Origin of the sequence: Methyloglobulus sp., from assembly GCF_046714055.1 — a bacterium.
In the GTDB taxonomy this organism is placed as follows: Bacteria; Pseudomonadota; Gammaproteobacteria; order Methylococcales; family Methylomonadaceae; genus Methyloglobulus.
On sequence record NZ_JBKKBJ010000013.1, the window covers coordinates 12,859 to 30,404 of the forward strand.

The window sequence follows — 17,546 nt, forward strand, 5'->3', positions numbered from 1 at the left end:
GCGCTTAAATTTTTGGTGAGTTTTACATCGGTTTATGCGGACACGCGTCAAAATCTGCGGCTTTACTCGTGTTGAAGATGCGGTTTTTGCCGCCCGGTTTGGGGTCGATGCAATTGGTTTGGTTTTTTACCCGCCCAGCCCACGAAATGTAGAGATTAATCTAGCTATTGAAATTGTCAATGCTTTACCGGCGTTTGTTTCAGTTGTGGCCCTGTTTGTCGATGAGCAGGAGGCTCAAATACGGAAAATTTTGGAACAAGTGCCGGTGGATTGCCTCCAGTTTCATGGCGATGAACAGCCAGAGGCCTGCAGAATTTACGGAAAGCGCTACATAAAAGCGGTCAGAATGCAGGAAGATACGGATATTTTAGCGTTGTCCAAGCGCTATGACGATGCCGACGGGTTGTTGCTCGATGCTTATCACCCTTCGGCTAAGGGAGGCACGGGTAGCCGATTTGATTGGGCGTTAATTCCAAGGCTATGCCAGGTGCCTGTTATTTTGGCCGGCGGATTGGATGCAACGAATGCCAAACTGGCAGTAGAAAAAGTGAGGCCTTACGCACTGGATGTCAGTAGTGGCGTGGAATCGGGAAAGGGTATAAAGGATAGAGATAAAATGGCGGCATTTATTGGCGCAGTGCATCGGGGTGACAGAATAATAAAATGACAGAAAAGTATAATATGCCCGATTCGGGAGGGCATTTTGGGCCTTATGGTGGGATGTTCGTGGCGGAAACACTCATACCGCCCATCCAGGAGTTAAATGTAGCGTATCAACAGTATTTACAGGATCCCGATTTTATCGCGGAATTGGATGCCGATTTACAGCATTATGTAGGACGGCCTTCGCCCTTGTACTACGCAGAGCGCTGGAGCCGTGAACTGGGTGGGGCGCAGATTTACCTGAAAAGGGAAGATCTTAACCATACCGGTTCCCACAAAATCAATAACACGGTCGGCCAGGCCTTATTGGCCAAACGCATGGGCAAAACCCGCATTATTGCAGAAACCGGCGCGGGTCAACATGGTGTCGCGACTGCCACAGTTGCTGCAAGGCTTGGGCTTGAATGTGTCGTCTATATGGGGGCTGTTGATGTCGCCAGACAATCATTAAATGTTTACCGCATGAAACTGCTGGGTGCGACAGTGGTTGCAGTAGAATCCGGGTCAAAAACCCTGAAAGATGCCTTGAATGAAGCATTAAGGGACTGGGTGACCAATGTTGACAATACTTTTTATATCATAGGCACGGTGGCAGGGCCGCATCCTTATCCTGCAATGGTGCGGGATTTCCAAGCGGTTATTGGCCGGGAAACCAAGCAACAATGCCAGGACATGACCGGTAAACTGCCTGATGCCCTGGTTGCCTGTGTTGGCGGTGGTTCCAATGCTATCGGTTTGTTTTATCCCTTTATTGAAGACGAATCAGTCAAATTGATTGGTGTTGAAGCCGCTGGCGATGGGATTGCGAGCGGTCGCCATTCAGCGCCATTATGTGCCGGTCGTCCTGGTGTCTTGCACGGTAACCGTACCTATCTAATGGCCGATGACGATGGTGAAATCATTGAAACACATTCCATTTCAGCAGGCCTTGATTATCCTGGTGTTGGCCCTGAACATGCTTGGCTAAAAGACACGGGGCGAGCCGAATATGTCAATATTACCGATAATGAAGCCCTGGACGGTTTTTATGCCTTGACCAGAATGGAAGGCATTATCCCTGCGCTGGAATCCGCTCATGCCATGGCCTATACCATGAAGCTCGCCCCCACCATGAGTAAGGATGAAATTATTGTTGTGAATTTATCCGGTCGCGGGGACAAGGATATGCAAACGATGGCTAAACGCGAGGGGATAGAGCTGTGAGTCGATTGACTGCAACATTTGACCGGCTTGCAAAATCTGGACGTAAAGCTTTAATACCTTTTATAACCGCTGGTGATCCAAAGCCTGATTTTACCTTGCCGCTCATGCACGAAATGGTTAAGGCAGGCGTTGATGTGATCGAGCTAGGTGTGCCATTTTCTGACCCTATGGCTGATGGCCCTGTTATCCAACGGGCCAGTGAACGGGCTTTGGCCCACAAGATGAGTTTGACGAAAACCTTGGCAATAGCCGCAGAATTTCGCAAAACCGACCAACAGACTCCATTGGTTTTGATGGGTTATCTCAATCCAATCGAGGCCATGGGCTATGAGGGGTTTGCCAACGCTGCACAACATGCGGATATTGATGGCGTATTGACCGTTGATTTGCCGCCTGAAGAAGGGGGGCAATGTGCCGATTTACTGAAAGAGCGGGGCATAGATACCATCTTTCTATTGGCGCCTAACAGCAGCGACGACCGCATCAAAAAAATGTCTGCTTTGGGTAGTGGTTACCTTTATTATGTCTCGCTCAAGGGGGTAACCGGCGCAGGTCATTTGGATGTCGTTGATGTGGAAAACAAGCTGAAGCAAATCAAGGCAATCACTGCGTTGCCGGTCGGTATCGGATTTGGTGTCAAGGATGCAGAAACGGCCAAAACCATTGCTGGGCTGGGTGATGGTGTCGTCGTCGGTAGCGCCTTGATTAGTAAAATAGAAAGCAATTTAGATGATCCTGAACATGCCAAGTTGGAAATTATTGCCCTGTTGTCGTCCCTGCGCCAGGCAATGGATAGTTAGATAGTAATAGTGGTGAACCTAAAATAGGCTAATGATAAAACTCGACGGTATTTGCAATGAGTTGGTTTGAAAAAATTGTTTCTTCAACGATAAGGACAGACGCGTCCAACAAAAAAGCGGCTGTCCCTGAAGGCTTATGGAATATGTGTCCGAGCTGTAACGCGATTCTCTACAATCTCGAATTGGAAAAAAACTTCAATGTTTGTCCAAAGTGCGAGCATCACATGCGGATTTCTGCCAGGATGCGGCTCAATATGTTTCTCGACGAAGAAGGCCGCGAAGAAATTGGCAGAGGCATAAAGCCCACAGATCCCTTAAGGTTTAAGGACAGCAAAAAATACAAGGATCGCATTAGCCAGGCGCAAAAACAAACTAAAGAAAATGATGCGCTGGTAGTGATGAAAGGACAATTAAAAGGCCTGGATTTGGTTGCGGCGGCGTTCGATTTCAATTTTATGGCAGGCTCCATGGGTTCGGTCGTCGGCGAAAAGTTCATCCGGGGCGTGAACAAAAGCCTGGAATTGGGCATTCCTTTCATAGTGTTCACCGCAAGCGGCGGCGCACGTATGCAAGAGTCTTTGTTTTCCTTGTTCCAGATGGCAAAAACATCTGCGGCGTTAACCAGGCTGGCGGAAGCAGGGATACCTTATATCTCTTTCATGACTGATCCAACCATGGGCGGGGTCTCGGCAAGTTTAGCCATGCTGGGTGACCTCAATGTTGCTGAACCCAACGCCCTTATCGGGTTTGCCGGGCCCAGGGTCATAGAGCAAACCGTGCGGGAGAAATTGCCGGAAGGTTTTCAGCGTAGCGAATTTTTGCAAGAACATGGCGCCATCGACATGATTATCGACCGGCGCGAGATGCGCGATAAAATTGCTGCGATTCTGGCGATGCTTACAGAAAACAAGACCGTTGCCGATGTGGACATTATTCAACCAGGGCTTGAACCTGAGATTAGGCCGGAACTAAAAGTTATTCCAGATGAGGATGACACCGAACAGCTTCCCGAACAGGAAGGTTAGTTTATCTCCTCACATGGTCCGTTTTGATACGCTAAATAGTTGGTTAAGCTGGCAGGAAAAATCACATCCTTTGACTATAGACCTGGGCCTGGAGCGGGTAGCAAAGGTTTATAAGGCGCTTAACCCTTCAGGCGCTAAGCCGCTTACCATCACGGTAGCAGGCACTAATGGAAAAGGTTCTTGCATTGCGTATCTTGAAGCAATTTACTTGGCGCAGGGATACCGTGTGGGTGCTTACACGTCCCCACATATCTTGAAATACAACGAACGGATCAAAATAGGTGGCATCCCTATAAGCGATGACAAAATTTGCCAGGCATTTGAACGAATTGAAATAGTCCGTAACAATACGTCGCTCAGTTATTTTGAATTTGGCACTTTGGCGGCATTAGACATATTTTCCCGTGCCAATCTCGATATACAGTTGCTTGAAGTTGGTTTGGGTGGACGGTTGGACGCAGTCAATATTGTTGAACCCGATGTTGCAATCATTAGTAGTATCGGAATAGATCACGTCGCGTGGTTAGGTGAAACGCGGGAAGCCATAGGTTATGAAAAAGCGGGGATCTTTCGGGCTTCCGTGCCAGCGATCGTCGGTGACCCACTACCGCCCAACTCATTGATCCAGGTTGCCAGTGACAAAGATGCCTGTTTTTACGCGCTAGGTAAAGACTTTGGTTATACAAAACAGCAAAACGGCTGGGAGTGGTTTTCCGGTGCAAGACGCATCAATCGTCTGCCTGCACCAGCATTAAAAGGCGAACACCAATACCGCAACGCCTCCGCAGTGATTATGGCAACCGTTCAATTAGCTGACAGATTGCCAGTCGACGGGCAATCCATTCAAACGGGCTTGGAAAATGTCCAATTGCCTGGGCGTTTTCAGCTAATTGATGGAACTGTTCCCGTGCTTTTGGACGTAGGACATAACCCCGAAGCAGTGCGAACCCTGTTGGAGTATTTGACCCAAAATTTTCCGAACAGACGGATACATGCTATCTTTTCAATGATGAAAGATAAGGACATAGCCGAGGTTCTCAGGATTATGAATCCGGTGGTTTGCAACTGGTTTTTTGCACCCCTGACAAATGTCAGGGCAGCCACAGAAGCCCTCATGCGGGAGATTTTTTCACAACAAGCCGTGCGTAACGTGTCGTTCGGTTATACTGGATTTGTTGATGCCTTTGCGGCTGCAAAAAAACAGGCACGTGAAGGTGAATTGTTACTCGTTTTTGGTTCTTTCTTTTTGGTATCCGATTGTTTGGCTGAATTTCAGAATGGTAGGTAGAAAAAATGGATCATGAATTAAAACAACGTTTGATAGGCGCGGTTGTTGTGACTGCCCTGGCCGCTATCTTTATACCCATGTTGTTTGACGACCCTGTTGATACGAGCGGTAAGGCGGTGACTGAGTTGACTATTCCACAAGCGCCTGCTGATGCCGCACCGGAAACCGCACAAAATCTTCCGGCTAACAAGGATCAGGTGTTGAACAGGCCGGAGACTGAACTTTCTGTTACCGAATTTGACGAAGGTAGCCACGCCAATGCAACAGGTCAAGGGCAAACAACAAATATTCCCGATGGTGAACAAACCGAACAGTCTGGGATGTCCGATTCAGGTTCCGATATTCCAGAGAATGAACCCAGTGATGATTTGACAACTAAACAAGCAGGTCAGAATAAAGAACCGACGCTGGATACTGGGATGGTAGAAAAGGTAAGGCAACCCGAAGAGAGTCAGGGCAATGCAGTTAATACGACCGAGGCTGCAAAAGAGCCGGAGCAAGGGCTGGAAACTCCCGCTAAAGGATCGGTCTCTAAACCGGTAGTCCCTGGGAAAACTAAAGTCAAATCTGTGCCCTCTGTGGAAAAGACAGCAGAAAAGACCAAGGCAGTCGCTAAGACCCCAAAAGACACCGCAAAAAAATCAAGTTCTAAGTTAGTGCGTTATTCCATACAAGCAGGCAGTTTCAATAAGAAGGAAAACGCCCAGGCATTGGTAGAAAAACTTCGCAAACAAGGAATGCCTGCATCCATAGTGACAAAAGGCGATTTATACCGGGTCAAGATAGGCCCGGCGCTAGACAAGAACAAGGCCAAAGAGATGAAAGCGAAATTGGATAAGCAGAATATCAAAAGCGTATTGTATTCCGAGTGATGTAACTATCTACTCAACAGAGAATTGTTGATTTAGAGAAGCATGATCTGGGTCGATATTGCCATTATTGCATTGCTAGCAATTCACATCGTTGCCGGAGTAATCCGTGGATTTAGCCAGGAAGTCTTTACCTTGATCGCATGGGTAGCAGGAATATTCGTTGCTTGGCTTTTTAGTCAGGATTTTGCAATTTTTTTGTTGAAAGTTTTTAGTCCCCCGTCAGCTAGGCTTGCAGTTGCATTTGTATCTTTAATCCTTATAACAGTTGTGATTGGTGCGATAATAAAAGTGTTGCTGGCAAAAGCCGTAAAAAAAACCGGCCTGAACTTTCTTGACCGGTTGGGCGGCCTGCTCCTGGGCTTAGTTCATGGCTTGGTCGTGGTGTTTGTCCTGGTTGTGGTGGCCGGCTTGACGGCCTTGCCAAAAGATCGCTGGTGGCAAGAATCTAAATACATACCGCCTTTTCAATCATTGGCCATTTTAGTAAAAGACAATATCCCGTCTACTGTGGCAAGTTCCATCAATTATCGCTAACGCCCTGTGGGCAGGTTAAGTAACAATGTGTGGTATTGCCGGTATAGTTTCACATCAAAACGTCAATCAAGAGCTATACGATGCCCTGACGGTTTTACAGCATAGAGGTCAGGATGCGGCAGGGATAATCACTTGCGAAAATGGCCGGTTGTTTTTGCGTAAGGATAATGGCTTGACCCGCGACGTTTTTACTGACGTACAGATGATGAAGCTGAAAGGCAATATGGGTATTGCCCATGTGCGTTATCCGACGGCGGGCTGCGCGAGTTCGGCAGAAGCGCAACCCTTCTACGTCAACTCGCCTTTCGGTTTGACGCTGGCACATAACGGCAATCTGACCAATACGGAAGAACTCAAAAAAGCTTTGTTCGTTGAAGACCAAAGACATATCAATACCGATTCCGATTCGGAAGTATTGCTGAATGTGTTTGCTCATGAACTGCAAAGTTTAGGCAAACTGAAGTTGACTGTCGATGATGTCTTCCAGGCGGTTTCTAGTGTTCACCGCCGTTGCCGGGGTGCTTATGCGGTAGTCATAATGATTGCAGGCTTTGGTATTTTAGGGTTTAGGGATCCGCACGGTATCAGGCCGGTGGTGTTTGGCGAAAGGAAGACCGGCCAGGGTTCGGATTTTATGATTGCATCGGAAAGCGTTGCCCTGGATGTGTTAGGTTTTGAACTCATCAGGGATATTCAGCCTGGAGAGGCTATATTTATCGAGGAATCGGGCAAACTCCATACCCGGCAATGTGCTGAGAAGATAGACCATTGCCCTTGCATTTTCGAATATGTCTATCTCGCCCGTCCGGATTCAATCATAGACAATATTTCTGTATACAAAGCACGTTTGCGCATGGGTGAAAAACTCGCCGAAAAAATTCTCCGGGTATGGCCTGATAATGATATTGATGTGGTCATTCCCATTCCCGACACTAGCCGTACGGCGGCTTTACAGATGGCTTATCTGCTGGGCGTGAAATTTCGTGAAGGATTTATAAAAAACCGTTACATCGGCCGTACGTTTATTATGCCCGGCCAGAAAATGAGGGAGAAATCGGTCAGGCAAAAGCTGAATGCAATCGGCCTTGAGTTTGAAGGAAAAAATGTTTTACTGGTGGATGATTCCGTGGTCAGGGGAACCACCTCAGCACAGATTATCCAGATGGCGCGGGATGCGGGCGCAAAAAAAGTCTACTTTGCTTCGGCTGCGCCGCCCGTGCGTTATCCCAATGTCTATGGAATCGACATGCCGGCAGCCAGTGAGTTGATTGCACATAACCGTACTGAAGAAGAGGTTTGTGCCATAATCGGCGCTGACAAAATGATTTATCAAGATTTGGATGATTTGATCGAAGCTGTACGCCGGGGTAACCCCAGTATCAAGCATTTTGACACGTCCTGTTTTAGTAAGATATATATTACCGGCGATGTTGACGATGATTATCTTGAACTCACGGAATCGCAGCGTAACGATGGTGCTCAAACGGAACGAAATGCGGTCGGTGTTGTCGCCGAAGTGTAATGCTACACCCAAGGTGGTCACAATTGCGGATTTTATTAAGCAGTTCTTCGTGGTAAATAAGAATTCCAACATGAGGCCGTGCAGAGTATCGTTATGGACGAACTGATGTCTGGGCAGTTTGCCAACTTCTTCGATCAACCGTACTATTTATCAAATAAATGAAAGAGATCGACTGGAAAAATTATGGGCTTGAAACCCAGGCGATAAGGGCAGGGCAGAAGCGCACCCATGAAGACGAACACAGCTTGCCGATTTTTACGACCTCCAGTTATGTATTCAAAGATGCTGAAGAAGCGGCACTACGCTTTACTGGGCAAAAGCCTGGCAATATCTATTCCCGTTTCACGAATCCTACGGTAAACGCTTTTCAGGAACGTCTCGCCTACATGGAAGGCGGTGAGCGCTGTCTGGCGTTTGCATCAGGGATGGCCGCTATAATGGCGATCGGTATGGGGCTGCTTAAAGCGGGCGACCATGTGGTTTGTTCACGGGGTGTTTTTGGCAATACTGTCCTATTATTCCAGAATTATTTCGGAAAATTTGGTGTTGACACGGATTTTGTTGATTTAATAGACACTAAAGCTTGGGAAGCAGCCATAAAACCCAATACCCGGTTTTTATTTCTGGAAACGCCCTCAAATCCGCTCATTGAGATTGCAGATATTGAATTATTGGCTATTATTGCACATAAGTATGGTTGCTTGTTGATAGTCGACAACTGTTTTTGTACGCCTGTGCTGCAAAAACCGTTCGCGTTGGGTGCCGATATTGTGATCCATTCGGCAACCAAATACATTGACGGACAAGGACGTTGTGTCGGCGGCGCGGTTATTGCCCGTAACGAAATCATAGAAAAGGCAATCTATCCCTATTTACGTACGGGTGGCGCAACCATGAGTCCGTTTAATGCGTGGGTGTTCTTGTCAGGGTTGGAGACATTAGCCGTAAGGATGAAAGCACACTGCGACAATGCGTTCGAACTGGCACAGTGGCTGGCACAGTGCCCGGGCATCAGTAAGATACACTATCCCGGCTTGCCTTCACACGCCCAGCATGAACTGGCCAAACGCCAACAAAGCCATTTTGGCGGCATAGTCAGTTTTGAACTGCAAGGCGGTAAAGAACATGCGTGGAAGTTGATCGATGCGACGGAAATGATTTCAATTACCGCAAACCTGGGCGATGTTAAAACCACCATCACGCATCCGGCAACCACCACTCATGGCCGGTTAACGCCTGAAGTACGGGAGATGGCGGGCATCAAAGATGGATTGGTCAGAATCTCGGTCGGCCTGGAAAACTTAGATGACATCAAAAGGGATCTAGCTCGGGGTTTGTAACACAATAGGGGGCATCATGGTTTTAGCGTTAGTACAAAGTTTATTCACTGAAAATGTCAGGTTACTTAAAAGCGAAGCATCCAAGACCGCTTATCAAGGTGTCGCAATAGCGATAACCACTATTATTATCGCCACGAGTTTAGTTTGTTATTTTGAGAAAGGCACCCTTTCGTTAGAAGGCTTATGGGCTGCACAGAAGCATAACGTCGCTCTATGGATGCTAAATTTTGTGCCTTTTGTTTTTGGGTTTTGGGGTCAGTACTCAAATTCCCTGATTGCCTACCAGGCAGGGGCCATGATTGTCAATCAAACTCAGGAACTGCGTACTAAAGCAGATGACCTTGAGAAACAGACCGCTTATGTGACTACCCATGATCGACTGACTGACTTGCCCAATAGGGCGCTGTTTTACGATCGCGTCGAAAGGGCTATTATTTCGGCCATTTCCTCCGGCAACCAACGTCACCGATTGTCTATTTTATTGATTGAAATTGAGAATTTTAATGACATCTACGATGCCTTGGGAAGAAACAGCAGCGACTTGATACTCAAGCAAATTTCAACACGGCTACAAGGTGTAAGCCTGGAAAGGGATGACGTTGCCAAAATTGACGGGAATATCTTTGGTGTTTTGCTGTCGGAAATTTCCGATGTAAGCAGGGCGGAAGAGTTTGCAAGACAGATTCAAAAAACGATGGAATCCCCCTTTAATATTTACGGGCTTCATGTTGCCATCCATCCTAATGTGGGTATCGTCCATTTTCCAGAACATGGGGAAGATGTTGATGCACTTGTCCAGAGAGCTGGTGTTGCACTACATATCGCGCAAAAATCAAATAAAGGCTACGCTACCTATGAGCCGTCATTTGATAAACATACGCCTTTTCGGCTTACTTTGATATCGGAATTACGTCATGCCATAGAACGGGACGGCCTGGAGTTGTTTTATCAGCCGCAGGTATCGATAAAAACGGGGGAAATCTGCGGTGTTGAAGCCCTGGTGCGCTGGAATCATCCGGTACATGGATTCGTCCCGCCCGATGAGTTTGTGGCTATGGCTGAGCGAAACAGGATGATTAATCAATTAACGCAATGGGTTCTAAAACGTGCATTCCGGGATTGCGCTAACTGGCATAAACAGGGATTGCCCATCAAAATATCGGTCAATTTGTCAGTTAAGGATTTACATAATCCGGAGCTGCCCGATTTAATATCCGGGGTGGCGGTTGCAACGGGGATCAAACCGGAGTGGATAATACTTGAGATCACTGAAAGCTCGGTGATGACCGAGCCTGAAAGGGCCTTGGAAATTATCCAAAGACTAAACCAGATGGGTTATCAATTCTCAATTGATGATTTTGGCACCGGGTATTCTTCATTGGCCTACCTTAAGAAGCTTCCGTTAACAGAGATCAAGATAGACAAATCGTTCGTCATGGACATCTTGACCAGCGAAAATGATGCCGCTATCGTCAAGGCAACCGTTAACCTAGGGCATAATCTTGGCCTTATGGTTACGGCAGAAGGTGTCGAGAGTAAGGAGATAATGTCCAGATTAATGGACTATGGTTGCGATGTCGCACAGGGGTATTTTCTGAGCAAACCGGTATCGGTACAGAATTTCAATCAGTGGGTGAGCGATTCGCATTGGAAAATTGCTGATCATTCACCCTCTCCAATCTTGCGGTTAGTTCAGTAAAGTGACACAAATCAACAGCAAAAGTGCTTTTAAATTGTAAAAACTTCAAATAGCAATTTCCGCTTCTGACAAAAGATCATCCAGCTTTTTTTGTTACTCAAGCGCATAAAGCTCATCAAAACCGCCAACGTGAAGGCCGCCAATGTAGATTTGCGGCACAGTCCGGCGCTTTGTTTTAACCATCATTTCTTCCCTGGCATCGAGTTCTTTATCGACATTAATTTCCGTGTACATCACCCCTTTTCGGTCGAGCAAACGCTTAGCCATGACACAATAAGGGCAGAGGCTAGATGTGTAAATCAATATCTCGGGCATAATTGTAGATCAATAATAATGCTAAAAGGCTACCATTCTATCGGCAATAAGCGCCCTATTCAATCTGGTACACTGACCACAGCCCTTATAATGTGGGATAATATCTCCGGTTTTTCCGTAGACGGTAGAGGGTAAAGTTGGTTCAACGATGAGATGTCCTTTTTGTTCCACCCAAGATACGCGCGTTATTGATTCCAGATTGGCAAATGAGGGAGACCACGTCCGGCGGCGGCGTGAGTGCATCGTGTGCAAGGAACGATTTACCACGTTTGAAACCGCAGAACTGACTTTGCCACGTATCGTCAAGCGTAATGGAATCCGCGAGCCATTTGACGAGAACAAATTGCGTTCCGGCATGTTAAGGGCGTTGGAAAAGCGGCCTGTAGGCAGCGATGATATTGAAGCGGCAGTCAACCGAATCAAAAAAGATTTGCTCACCAGTGGGGAGCGGGAAGTGACGGCGCAAGAATTGGGTGAAAAAGTGATGAAGGAATTAAATTTGCTGGATCATGTCGCGTTTGTGCGTTTTGCCTCGGTTTATCGCAGTTTCCAGGATGTCAGCGAGTTCACTGATATGATCGAAGGGCTACAAAAAAAATAACATGCCGGTACGTGATGAGCAGGATGCCTTGTTCATGGCACGCGCTATCCATCTGGCGAAAAGAGGGTTGACAACCACTGACCCGAACCCCCATGTGGGTTGTGTTTTGGTCAAAGACGGCAGAATTATTGGTGAAGGCTGGCACAAACGGGCAGGTCTTGCCCATGCTGAAGTTGAAGCACTGAACAATGCGGCGGAGGATACTACGGGCGCAACGGCTTACGTCACTTTAGAGCCATGCAGTCATCACGGCAGGACTCCACCGTGTTGTGAAACTCTGGTAAAAGCGGGAATTAAGCGAGTGGTTGCAGCCATGCAAGATCCCAATCCACGAGTATCTGGACAAGGTTTTGCACACCTTAAGGCTGCGGGTGTTGTTGTCAGTTACGGTGTGCTTGAGGAAGATGCACGGGCTTTAAACCGTGGCTTCATCATGCGAATGACTAAAGGTTGTCCTTTCGTCCGCAGCAAACTGGCAATGAGCCTGGACGGACGGACCGCTATGGCATCGGGCGAGAGCCAATGGATCACTTCATCTGAAGCGAGAGCGGATGTACACAGGTTAAGGTCGGAAAGTTCAGCGATAATCACTGGGATCAACACGGTTCTTGCGGATAATCCGGCATTGACGGCGCGTGTAGAGAAAGAAGTCGTGCAACCTGTCAGGGTGGTGCTGGATTCTGCCCTAAAAATGCCAACCCATGCCAAAATGGCAAGTTTACCAGGACGTAGTTTGATTTTGACCTGTTCTCAGGATAAAGCCAGAAAGGAAGTTTTGCAAAAGGCTGGCTTTGAGATTTATAGCTTACCTGATGATCAAGGCCGTCTTGACCTCCCCGAAGTGATGACATTTTTGGCCGAACAGGAAATCAATGAAGTGTTAGTTGAAGCAGGCGCTGTGCTAAATGGCGCATTATTGGCTGGAAACCTCGTTGATGAATGGATTATTTACGCAGCCCCCTATATCCTGGGCGATCAGGGTCGCGGCTTGTTCACATTGCCGAATTTTCAAAAATTGGCCGATAAAAAACAACTCAAGTTTCAGGATATCAGGCATGTAGGGCAAGACTTAAAACTAACTTTAACACCATTATAATTTAGCTTTTGATGTTCACGGGTATCATTAATGCGGTCGGTAAAATCACGGCCATAGAGCGTAAAGGCGGCGATTGCCGGTTAACCATAAATACCGGAAAATTACCACTATCGGACACGTTGACGGGTGACAGTATTGCCGTCAATGGTGTTTGTTTAACGGCGGTAAAGTTGGGTAAACGGCATTTTTGTGCGGACGTGTCCAACGAAACGATGGCTAGATCGACACTAAAAAATGCCGTTGTCAGTACGCCAGTCAATCTGGAGCTGGCCTTAACGCCAACAACCCGGATGGGTGGGCATATCGTCAGCGGCCATGTTGACGGTATCGGCGAACTGGTCGAGAAAAAAGCGGATGGGCGTTCTGTCCGGCTGACCTTTAAAGTCCCCGATGATTTGGCAAAATATATTGCTGAAAAAGGTTCTATCTCTATAAATGGTATCAGTCTGACCGTCAATACCGTGAATGGCGCTTTATTTAGTGTTAATATCGTTCCCCACACGCTCAAGGAAACGACACTGGCGGATATAGCGGTAGGTAACCAAGTCAATCTTGAAGTCGATTTACTGGCACGTTATTTAGAACGATTGCTCCAGGGAGATGCCGCCGCTAAACCACAGGACACAATCACCGAGGCCTTGTTGCAAGACAGCGGATTCTTGCGTTAAACCATACACACATGAATACCATCGAAGAAATCATAGAAGATTTACGCCAGGGTAAAATGGTCATCATTATGGACGATGAAGACCGTGAAAACGAAGGCGATCTCGTTATGGCGGCAGCTTTTACGCGCCCGGAAGACATTAATTTTATGGCGCGGTATGGGCGTGGGCTGATTTGCTTGACCTTGACCAGCGAGCGTTGCCAGCAGTTACGTTTGCCGCTGATGATAAATGAAAACAAAACCACGCATTCAACCAATTTTACCGTTTCGATAGAAGCCGCGACGGGTGTAACCACAGGCATATCGGCGGCAGACCGGGCGCGGACTGTACAATGTGCCGTGGCTATAGATGCCAAGCCGGAAGACCTGATCCAGCCGGGGCATATTTTTCCGCTGATGGCAAAATCAGGTGGCGTATTAAACCGGGCAGGGCATACCGAAGCGGGTTGTGATCTGGCAAGATTGGCAGGCACGGAGCCAGCAGCCGTTATTGTTGAGATCCTTAACGAAGATGGTTCTATGGCACGAAAGCCTGATTTGGAAATATTTGCCAAACATCATAACCTCAAAATAGGTACAATCTCCGACCTTATTCACTATCGTATCCAACATGAAAATACCCTGGAACGCATCAGTGAGTGTGCTTTTCCAACCGAGTTTGGCGATTTCCGCCTGTATGCTTATCAGGACAGGAATGACAATAATCTGCATTTGGCTTTGGTCATGGGCAATGTTTCCGACGACAAACCTGTATTGGTCAGGGTACATGCCCGCAACCTATTGGATGATGTATTTGCCTCCAAGCGCACCGACCGGAGTATCCCGATGCGTATCGCCATGCAGAAGATAGCCAAAGAAGGTCGTGGCGTATTAGTGGTCATCAGGCAAAATGAAAGTAACAAAAACTTGGTTGAATTGATCCACCGCTATCAACTTGAAGACAACGGCGTAGCCATTCCCCTTCCAGAGCCGACTGATTGGCGCATGACGGGAACGGGGGCGCGTATCTTGTCTGATCTCGGCGTACACAAGTTAAAAGTGTTGGGAACCCAGAAAAAATACGTCGGTCTCGCAGGGTTTGACTTAGTAGTGACCGAACACGTCAGTTGTGATGTTTGGGAAGGCAGTGACCTTAATAAATCAGCGTAAACAGAATCTATGCTAAAAAAGAGAAAAATAATGTCCGCAATAACAACATTTGAAGGCAACTTGTCGGCCCAAGGGCGAACCGTTTGCATCGTCGCATCACGGTTCAATAGCTTTATCGTCGAACAACTGCAGGCCGGTGCAATAGATGCCTTAGTCCGCCACGGCGCTGAAAGGGCGAACATACATCTGGTGAAAGCGCCGGGCGCATTTGAACTGCCGCTGGTCGTGCAACGTGTTGCGGCGACCAAAAAATATGCTGCAATCATCGCCTTGGGCGCGGTGATACGCGGAGTTACGCCGCATTTTGAATATGTTGCCGGAGAATGCGTTAAAGGTATTGCAACGGTTTCCTTACAGTATGATGTACCCGTGGGTTTTGGCGTGCTGACCGTCGATACCATCGAGCAAGCCATCGAACGCGCAGGCACGAAAGCGGGCAACAAGGGTGCGGAAGCGGCCATGTCCGCCATCGAAATGATGAGTTTACTGGAAAATTTAGCCAATCAATGAGCCAAACCAAAACCAACGCACGCAAAGCCGTCGTGCAAGCCCTCTACCAATGGCAGATGACAGGGCAGAGCCTCATCGACATTGAGCGGCAATTTGAAGAAGAAGAACGCTTAAAAGGCGTACAAAAAAGCTACTTCAGGGAATTGTTCCACAGCATTCCTCAGTGTGTGGATACCATCGACGAAATCCTTGCCGAATTCGTCGATCGGCCTGTTGATGTGATTGATCCGGTTGAACGGGCGATATTAAGGATGGGTGTCTATGAATTGCTGCACCGTCCCGAGATGCCTTACCGGGTAGTCCTTAATGAAAGCATCAACCTTGCCAAACACTTTGGGGCGGATGGGAGTCACCGATATGTTAATGGCATTCTGGACAAAGTGGCGCAGAAAATACGCACTGTGGAAGTTAAAAATAAGGTTCAAGGTTCAAGGTGAAAGGCACACACAAGGCGCAAGGCTAAAAGTGCAAAAGGTGCTATTTTTTTGCCTTTAGCCTTTAGTTTTACACACATGCCCCTCTCAGAATTCACCCTTATCGAGCGGTTTTTTAACCAGCAAAAGGTCAAAAAAAACACGACTACATTGGGAATAGGCGACGACTGCGCCTTGCTATCCGTTCCTGCGGGATATGAACTGGCGGTTACGACCGATACGATGGTGGAGAATGTACACTTTTTTGCCGGAAGCGATCCTTATCAACTGGGCCATAAAATACTGGCGGTCAATTTGAGCGACCTCGCCAGCATGGGCGCAAACCCCTTTTCCGTTACCTTGGCGCTAACATTGCCCAGCATCGATGAAAACTGGCTGCAAGCCTTTGCCGAGGGGTTTTTTGCATTGGCAGAACGCCATTCAGTGGATTTGATCGGCGGCGATACCACGTCCGGCCCATTAACATTAACCGTCCAAGCATTAGGTTTGGTGACATCCGGGCTAGCGCTCAAGCGTTCAACAGCTAAACCCGGCGACACCATCTGCGTGACGGGCTATCTGGGTGTTGCTGGGCTAGGTTTAAAAATCAAACAAGGTTATCACTGCAAGCAGCCCGAAGCCGCCTTAAAACGCTTCAACCAACCTGAACCACAGGTCGAAATCGGCCAGGCTTTGGTCGGTATCGCCAATGCCTGCATAGATATATCAGACGGATTGACAGGTGATATAGGTCATATTCTTCAGCAAAGCCGGGTCGGAGCGTGTCTCGATTGGGAAGCCTTGCCCTTGTCTCAAGCAGTCAAAGCGTATATCGAAGACACAGGCGATTGGGCTATGCCGCTGACAGCCGGGGACGATTACGAGCTGTGCTTTACCGTCAGCCCGGATAAGATTAAAGCATTAAATATTCCCCACACCAAAATCGGTGTCATTGAATCCTTGCCGGGGTTACGGCTTAATAAATCAGGCAACATCCATCCATTAGAGGCAAAAAGTTTTGAGCACTTTACTTAACACCCAGGTAGGCAAAAACCGGTTAACGCCAAAACAAATCATGACCGACCCGATACTGTTTCTGGCCTTTGGTTTTGGCTCCGGTCTGGCAAAAAAAGCCCCCGGTACGTTTGGCACATTGGCGGCGGTGCCGCTCTATTGCTTGCTGACCCAAAGCGGGGATCTGGTTTATGGCATAGTAACAATAACAGTCACAGTTGCTGGCATCTGGATTTGCGGGCTGGCAGCAGAAAAACTGGGTGAACACGACTTTGGCGGCATCGTTTGGGATGAAATCTCTGGATACCTTATCACCCTGTGGTGGATACCGTTTAGCTGGCAAGGCATAGTGCTAGGTTTTATCTTGTTCCGGTTCTTCGACATCCTTAAACCCTGGCCGATTAAATGGGCAGACCGACGCGTTAAGGGCGGTTTGGGTATAATGTTGGATGATGCGTTGGCGGGGATGTTTGCTAATGTGGGGTTAGTGTTGATTTTGTGGTGGTGGGGGTAATGATTGTATTGGAAAAGTAATTATCCTAAAGATGATTACGATCTTATTTGTAAGAAATCTCAGGGTTGTTTATAGATGGGTTGATTAAAATAAGCGGTAAGTATTTCATAAGGGGTGGCGTTATCCAAACCCTTATGGGGTTTGACCGTGTTGTTAGGAGTTAATGAAGCCCATCAGCTCGACATGGCGGTGCTGCCCGTCCTTGAACACTTGTTGGCGGTGCCCCATGTCCATCAAGGTGCGGACGGCACGTTCCGCCTTGCCGTTGGTTTGGGGTCGGTTGACGCGAGTGGACTTCTGGCCGATGCCGTGCTGTGCACA

At 47.7% G+C, this 17,546-nt stretch carries 20 protein-coding genes; 19 read left to right on the forward strand and 1 reads right to left on the reverse strand.

All coding sequences use genetic code 11. The features are described 5' to 3' along the window. Nucleotides 1–34: 34 nt before the first annotated feature. The 10 genes from ACLQ6D_RS00675 to ACLQ6D_RS00720 all read left to right on the forward strand — a co-directional run bounded on the left by ACLQ6D_RS00675 (nt 35) and on the right by ACLQ6D_RS00720 (nt 10,946). Complete coding sequence (locus ACLQ6D_RS00675; protein WP_411725319.1) at nt 35–667, forward strand: phosphoribosylanthranilate isomerase; 633 nt, start codon at nt 35–37, stop codon at nt 665–667. Next, nucleotides 664–1,866: a tryptophan synthase subunit beta gene (trpB, locus tag ACLQ6D_RS00680; RefSeq protein WP_411725320.1), complete on the forward strand. Its 1,203-nt coding sequence runs from the start codon at nt 664–666 to the stop codon at nt 1,864–1,866. Before ACLQ6D_RS00675 ends, trpB begins: the two co-directional genes overlap by 4 nt. Then, nucleotides 1,863–2,666: a tryptophan synthase subunit alpha gene (trpA, locus tag ACLQ6D_RS00685; protein ID WP_411725321.1), complete on the forward strand. Its 804-nt coding sequence runs from the start codon at nt 1,863–1,865 to the stop codon at nt 2,664–2,666. Before trpB ends, trpA begins: the two co-directional genes overlap by 4 nt. 56 nt (nt 2,667–2,722) lie before the next feature. After that, nucleotides 2,723–3,691 (forward strand): acetyl-CoA carboxylase, carboxyltransferase subunit beta, encoded by a 969-nt coding sequence (accD, locus tag ACLQ6D_RS00690; RefSeq protein ID WP_411725322.1) that lies wholly within the window; start codon nt 2,723–2,725, stop codon nt 3,689–3,691. A 13-nt stretch (nt 3,692–3,704) separates the two neighbouring features. Continuing rightward, complete coding sequence (gene folC / locus ACLQ6D_RS00695; RefSeq protein ID WP_411725323.1) at nt 3,705–4,979, forward strand: bifunctional tetrahydrofolate synthase/dihydrofolate synthase; 1,275 nt, start codon at nt 3,705–3,707, stop codon at nt 4,977–4,979. A gap of 5 nt (nt 4,980–4,984) precedes the next feature. Then, nucleotides 4,985–5,851, forward strand: a complete 867-nt coding sequence (locus tag ACLQ6D_RS00700; protein WP_411725324.1) for an SPOR domain-containing protein — start codon at nt 4,985–4,987, stop codon at nt 5,849–5,851. 42 nt (nt 5,852–5,893) lie between these two features. Next, nucleotides 5,894–6,385, forward strand: coding sequence for a CvpA family protein (locus ACLQ6D_RS00705; protein WP_411725325.1), 492 nt, complete (start codon nt 5,894–5,896; stop codon nt 6,383–6,385). 25 nt (nt 6,386–6,410) lie between these two features. Next, nucleotides 6,411–7,907 (forward strand): amidophosphoribosyltransferase, encoded by a 1,497-nt coding sequence (gene purF, locus ACLQ6D_RS00710; RefSeq protein WP_411725326.1) that lies wholly within the window; start codon nt 6,411–6,413, stop codon nt 7,905–7,907. A gap of 158 nt (nt 7,908–8,065) precedes the next feature. Beyond that, nucleotides 8,066–9,247 (forward strand): O-succinylhomoserine sulfhydrylase, encoded by a 1,182-nt coding sequence (locus ACLQ6D_RS00715; RefSeq protein ID WP_411725327.1) that lies wholly within the window; start codon nt 8,066–8,068, stop codon nt 9,245–9,247. Nucleotides 9,248–9,263: 16 nt separating this feature from the next. Beyond that, nucleotides 9,264–10,946: a putative bifunctional diguanylate cyclase/phosphodiesterase gene (locus ACLQ6D_RS00720; protein ID WP_411725328.1), complete on the forward strand. Its 1,683-nt coding sequence runs from the start codon at nt 9,264–9,266 to the stop codon at nt 10,944–10,946. 93 nt (nt 10,947–11,039) lie between these two features. On the opposite strand, the gene grxC is transcribed toward ACLQ6D_RS00720, so the two are convergent. Then, nucleotides 11,040–11,261 (reverse strand): glutaredoxin 3, encoded by a 222-nt coding sequence (gene grxC, locus ACLQ6D_RS00725; RefSeq protein ID WP_411725329.1) that lies wholly within the window; start codon nt 11,259–11,261, stop codon nt 11,040–11,042. A 148-nt stretch (nt 11,262–11,409) separates the two neighbouring features. Here grxC and nrdR point away from each other — a divergent pair, with 148 nt between their 5' ends. The 9 genes from nrdR to ACLQ6D_RS00770 form a co-directional block, all read left to right on the forward strand. Further along, nucleotides 11,410–11,862, forward strand: coding sequence for a transcriptional regulator NrdR (gene nrdR, locus ACLQ6D_RS00730; protein ID WP_411725330.1), 453 nt, complete (start codon nt 11,410–11,412; stop codon nt 11,860–11,862). A gap of 1 nt (nt 11,863) precedes the next feature. Then, complete coding sequence (gene ribD, locus ACLQ6D_RS00735; protein ID WP_411725331.1) at nt 11,864–12,958, forward strand: bifunctional diaminohydroxyphosphoribosylaminopyrimidine deaminase/5-amino-6-(5-phosphoribosylamino)uracil reductase RibD; 1,095 nt, start codon at nt 11,864–11,866, stop codon at nt 12,956–12,958. A gap of 11 nt (nt 12,959–12,969) precedes the next feature. Continuing rightward, the gene (locus ACLQ6D_RS00740) at nt 12,970–13,626 is read left to right on the forward strand and encodes a riboflavin synthase (protein WP_411725339.1); all 657 of its coding nucleotides are present in this window, start codon (nt 12,970–12,972) and stop codon (nt 13,624–13,626) included. An 11-nt stretch (nt 13,627–13,637) separates the two neighbouring features. Next, the gene (gene ribBA / locus ACLQ6D_RS00745; protein ID WP_411725332.1) at nt 13,638–14,774 is read left to right on the forward strand and encodes a bifunctional 3,4-dihydroxy-2-butanone-4-phosphate synthase/GTP cyclohydrolase II; all 1,137 of its coding nucleotides are present in this window, start codon (nt 13,638–13,640) and stop codon (nt 14,772–14,774) included. Nucleotides 14,775–14,804: 30 nt separating this feature from the next. Continuing rightward, nucleotides 14,805–15,284: a 6,7-dimethyl-8-ribityllumazine synthase gene (gene ribE / locus ACLQ6D_RS00750; RefSeq protein ID WP_411725333.1), complete on the forward strand. Its 480-nt coding sequence runs from the start codon at nt 14,805–14,807 to the stop codon at nt 15,282–15,284. Beyond that, nucleotides 15,281–15,721, forward strand: coding sequence for a transcription antitermination factor NusB (gene nusB, locus ACLQ6D_RS00755; RefSeq protein WP_411725334.1), 441 nt, complete (start codon nt 15,281–15,283; stop codon nt 15,719–15,721). Before ribE ends, nusB begins: the two co-directional genes overlap by 4 nt. A 75-nt stretch (nt 15,722–15,796) precedes the next feature. After that, complete coding sequence (gene thiL / locus ACLQ6D_RS00760; RefSeq protein ID WP_411725335.1) at nt 15,797–16,732, forward strand: thiamine-phosphate kinase; 936 nt, start codon at nt 15,797–15,799, stop codon at nt 16,730–16,732. Next, complete coding sequence (locus ACLQ6D_RS00765) at nt 16,716–17,225, forward strand: phosphatidylglycerophosphatase A (protein WP_411725336.1); 510 nt, start codon at nt 16,716–16,718, stop codon at nt 17,223–17,225. Before thiL ends, ACLQ6D_RS00765 begins: the two co-directional genes overlap by 17 nt. A gap of 114 nt (nt 17,226–17,339) precedes the next feature. Further along, on the forward strand, nt 17,340–17,546 hold a 207-nt coding region (locus tag ACLQ6D_RS00770; protein WP_411725337.1), incomplete at its 3' end, for a hypothetical protein.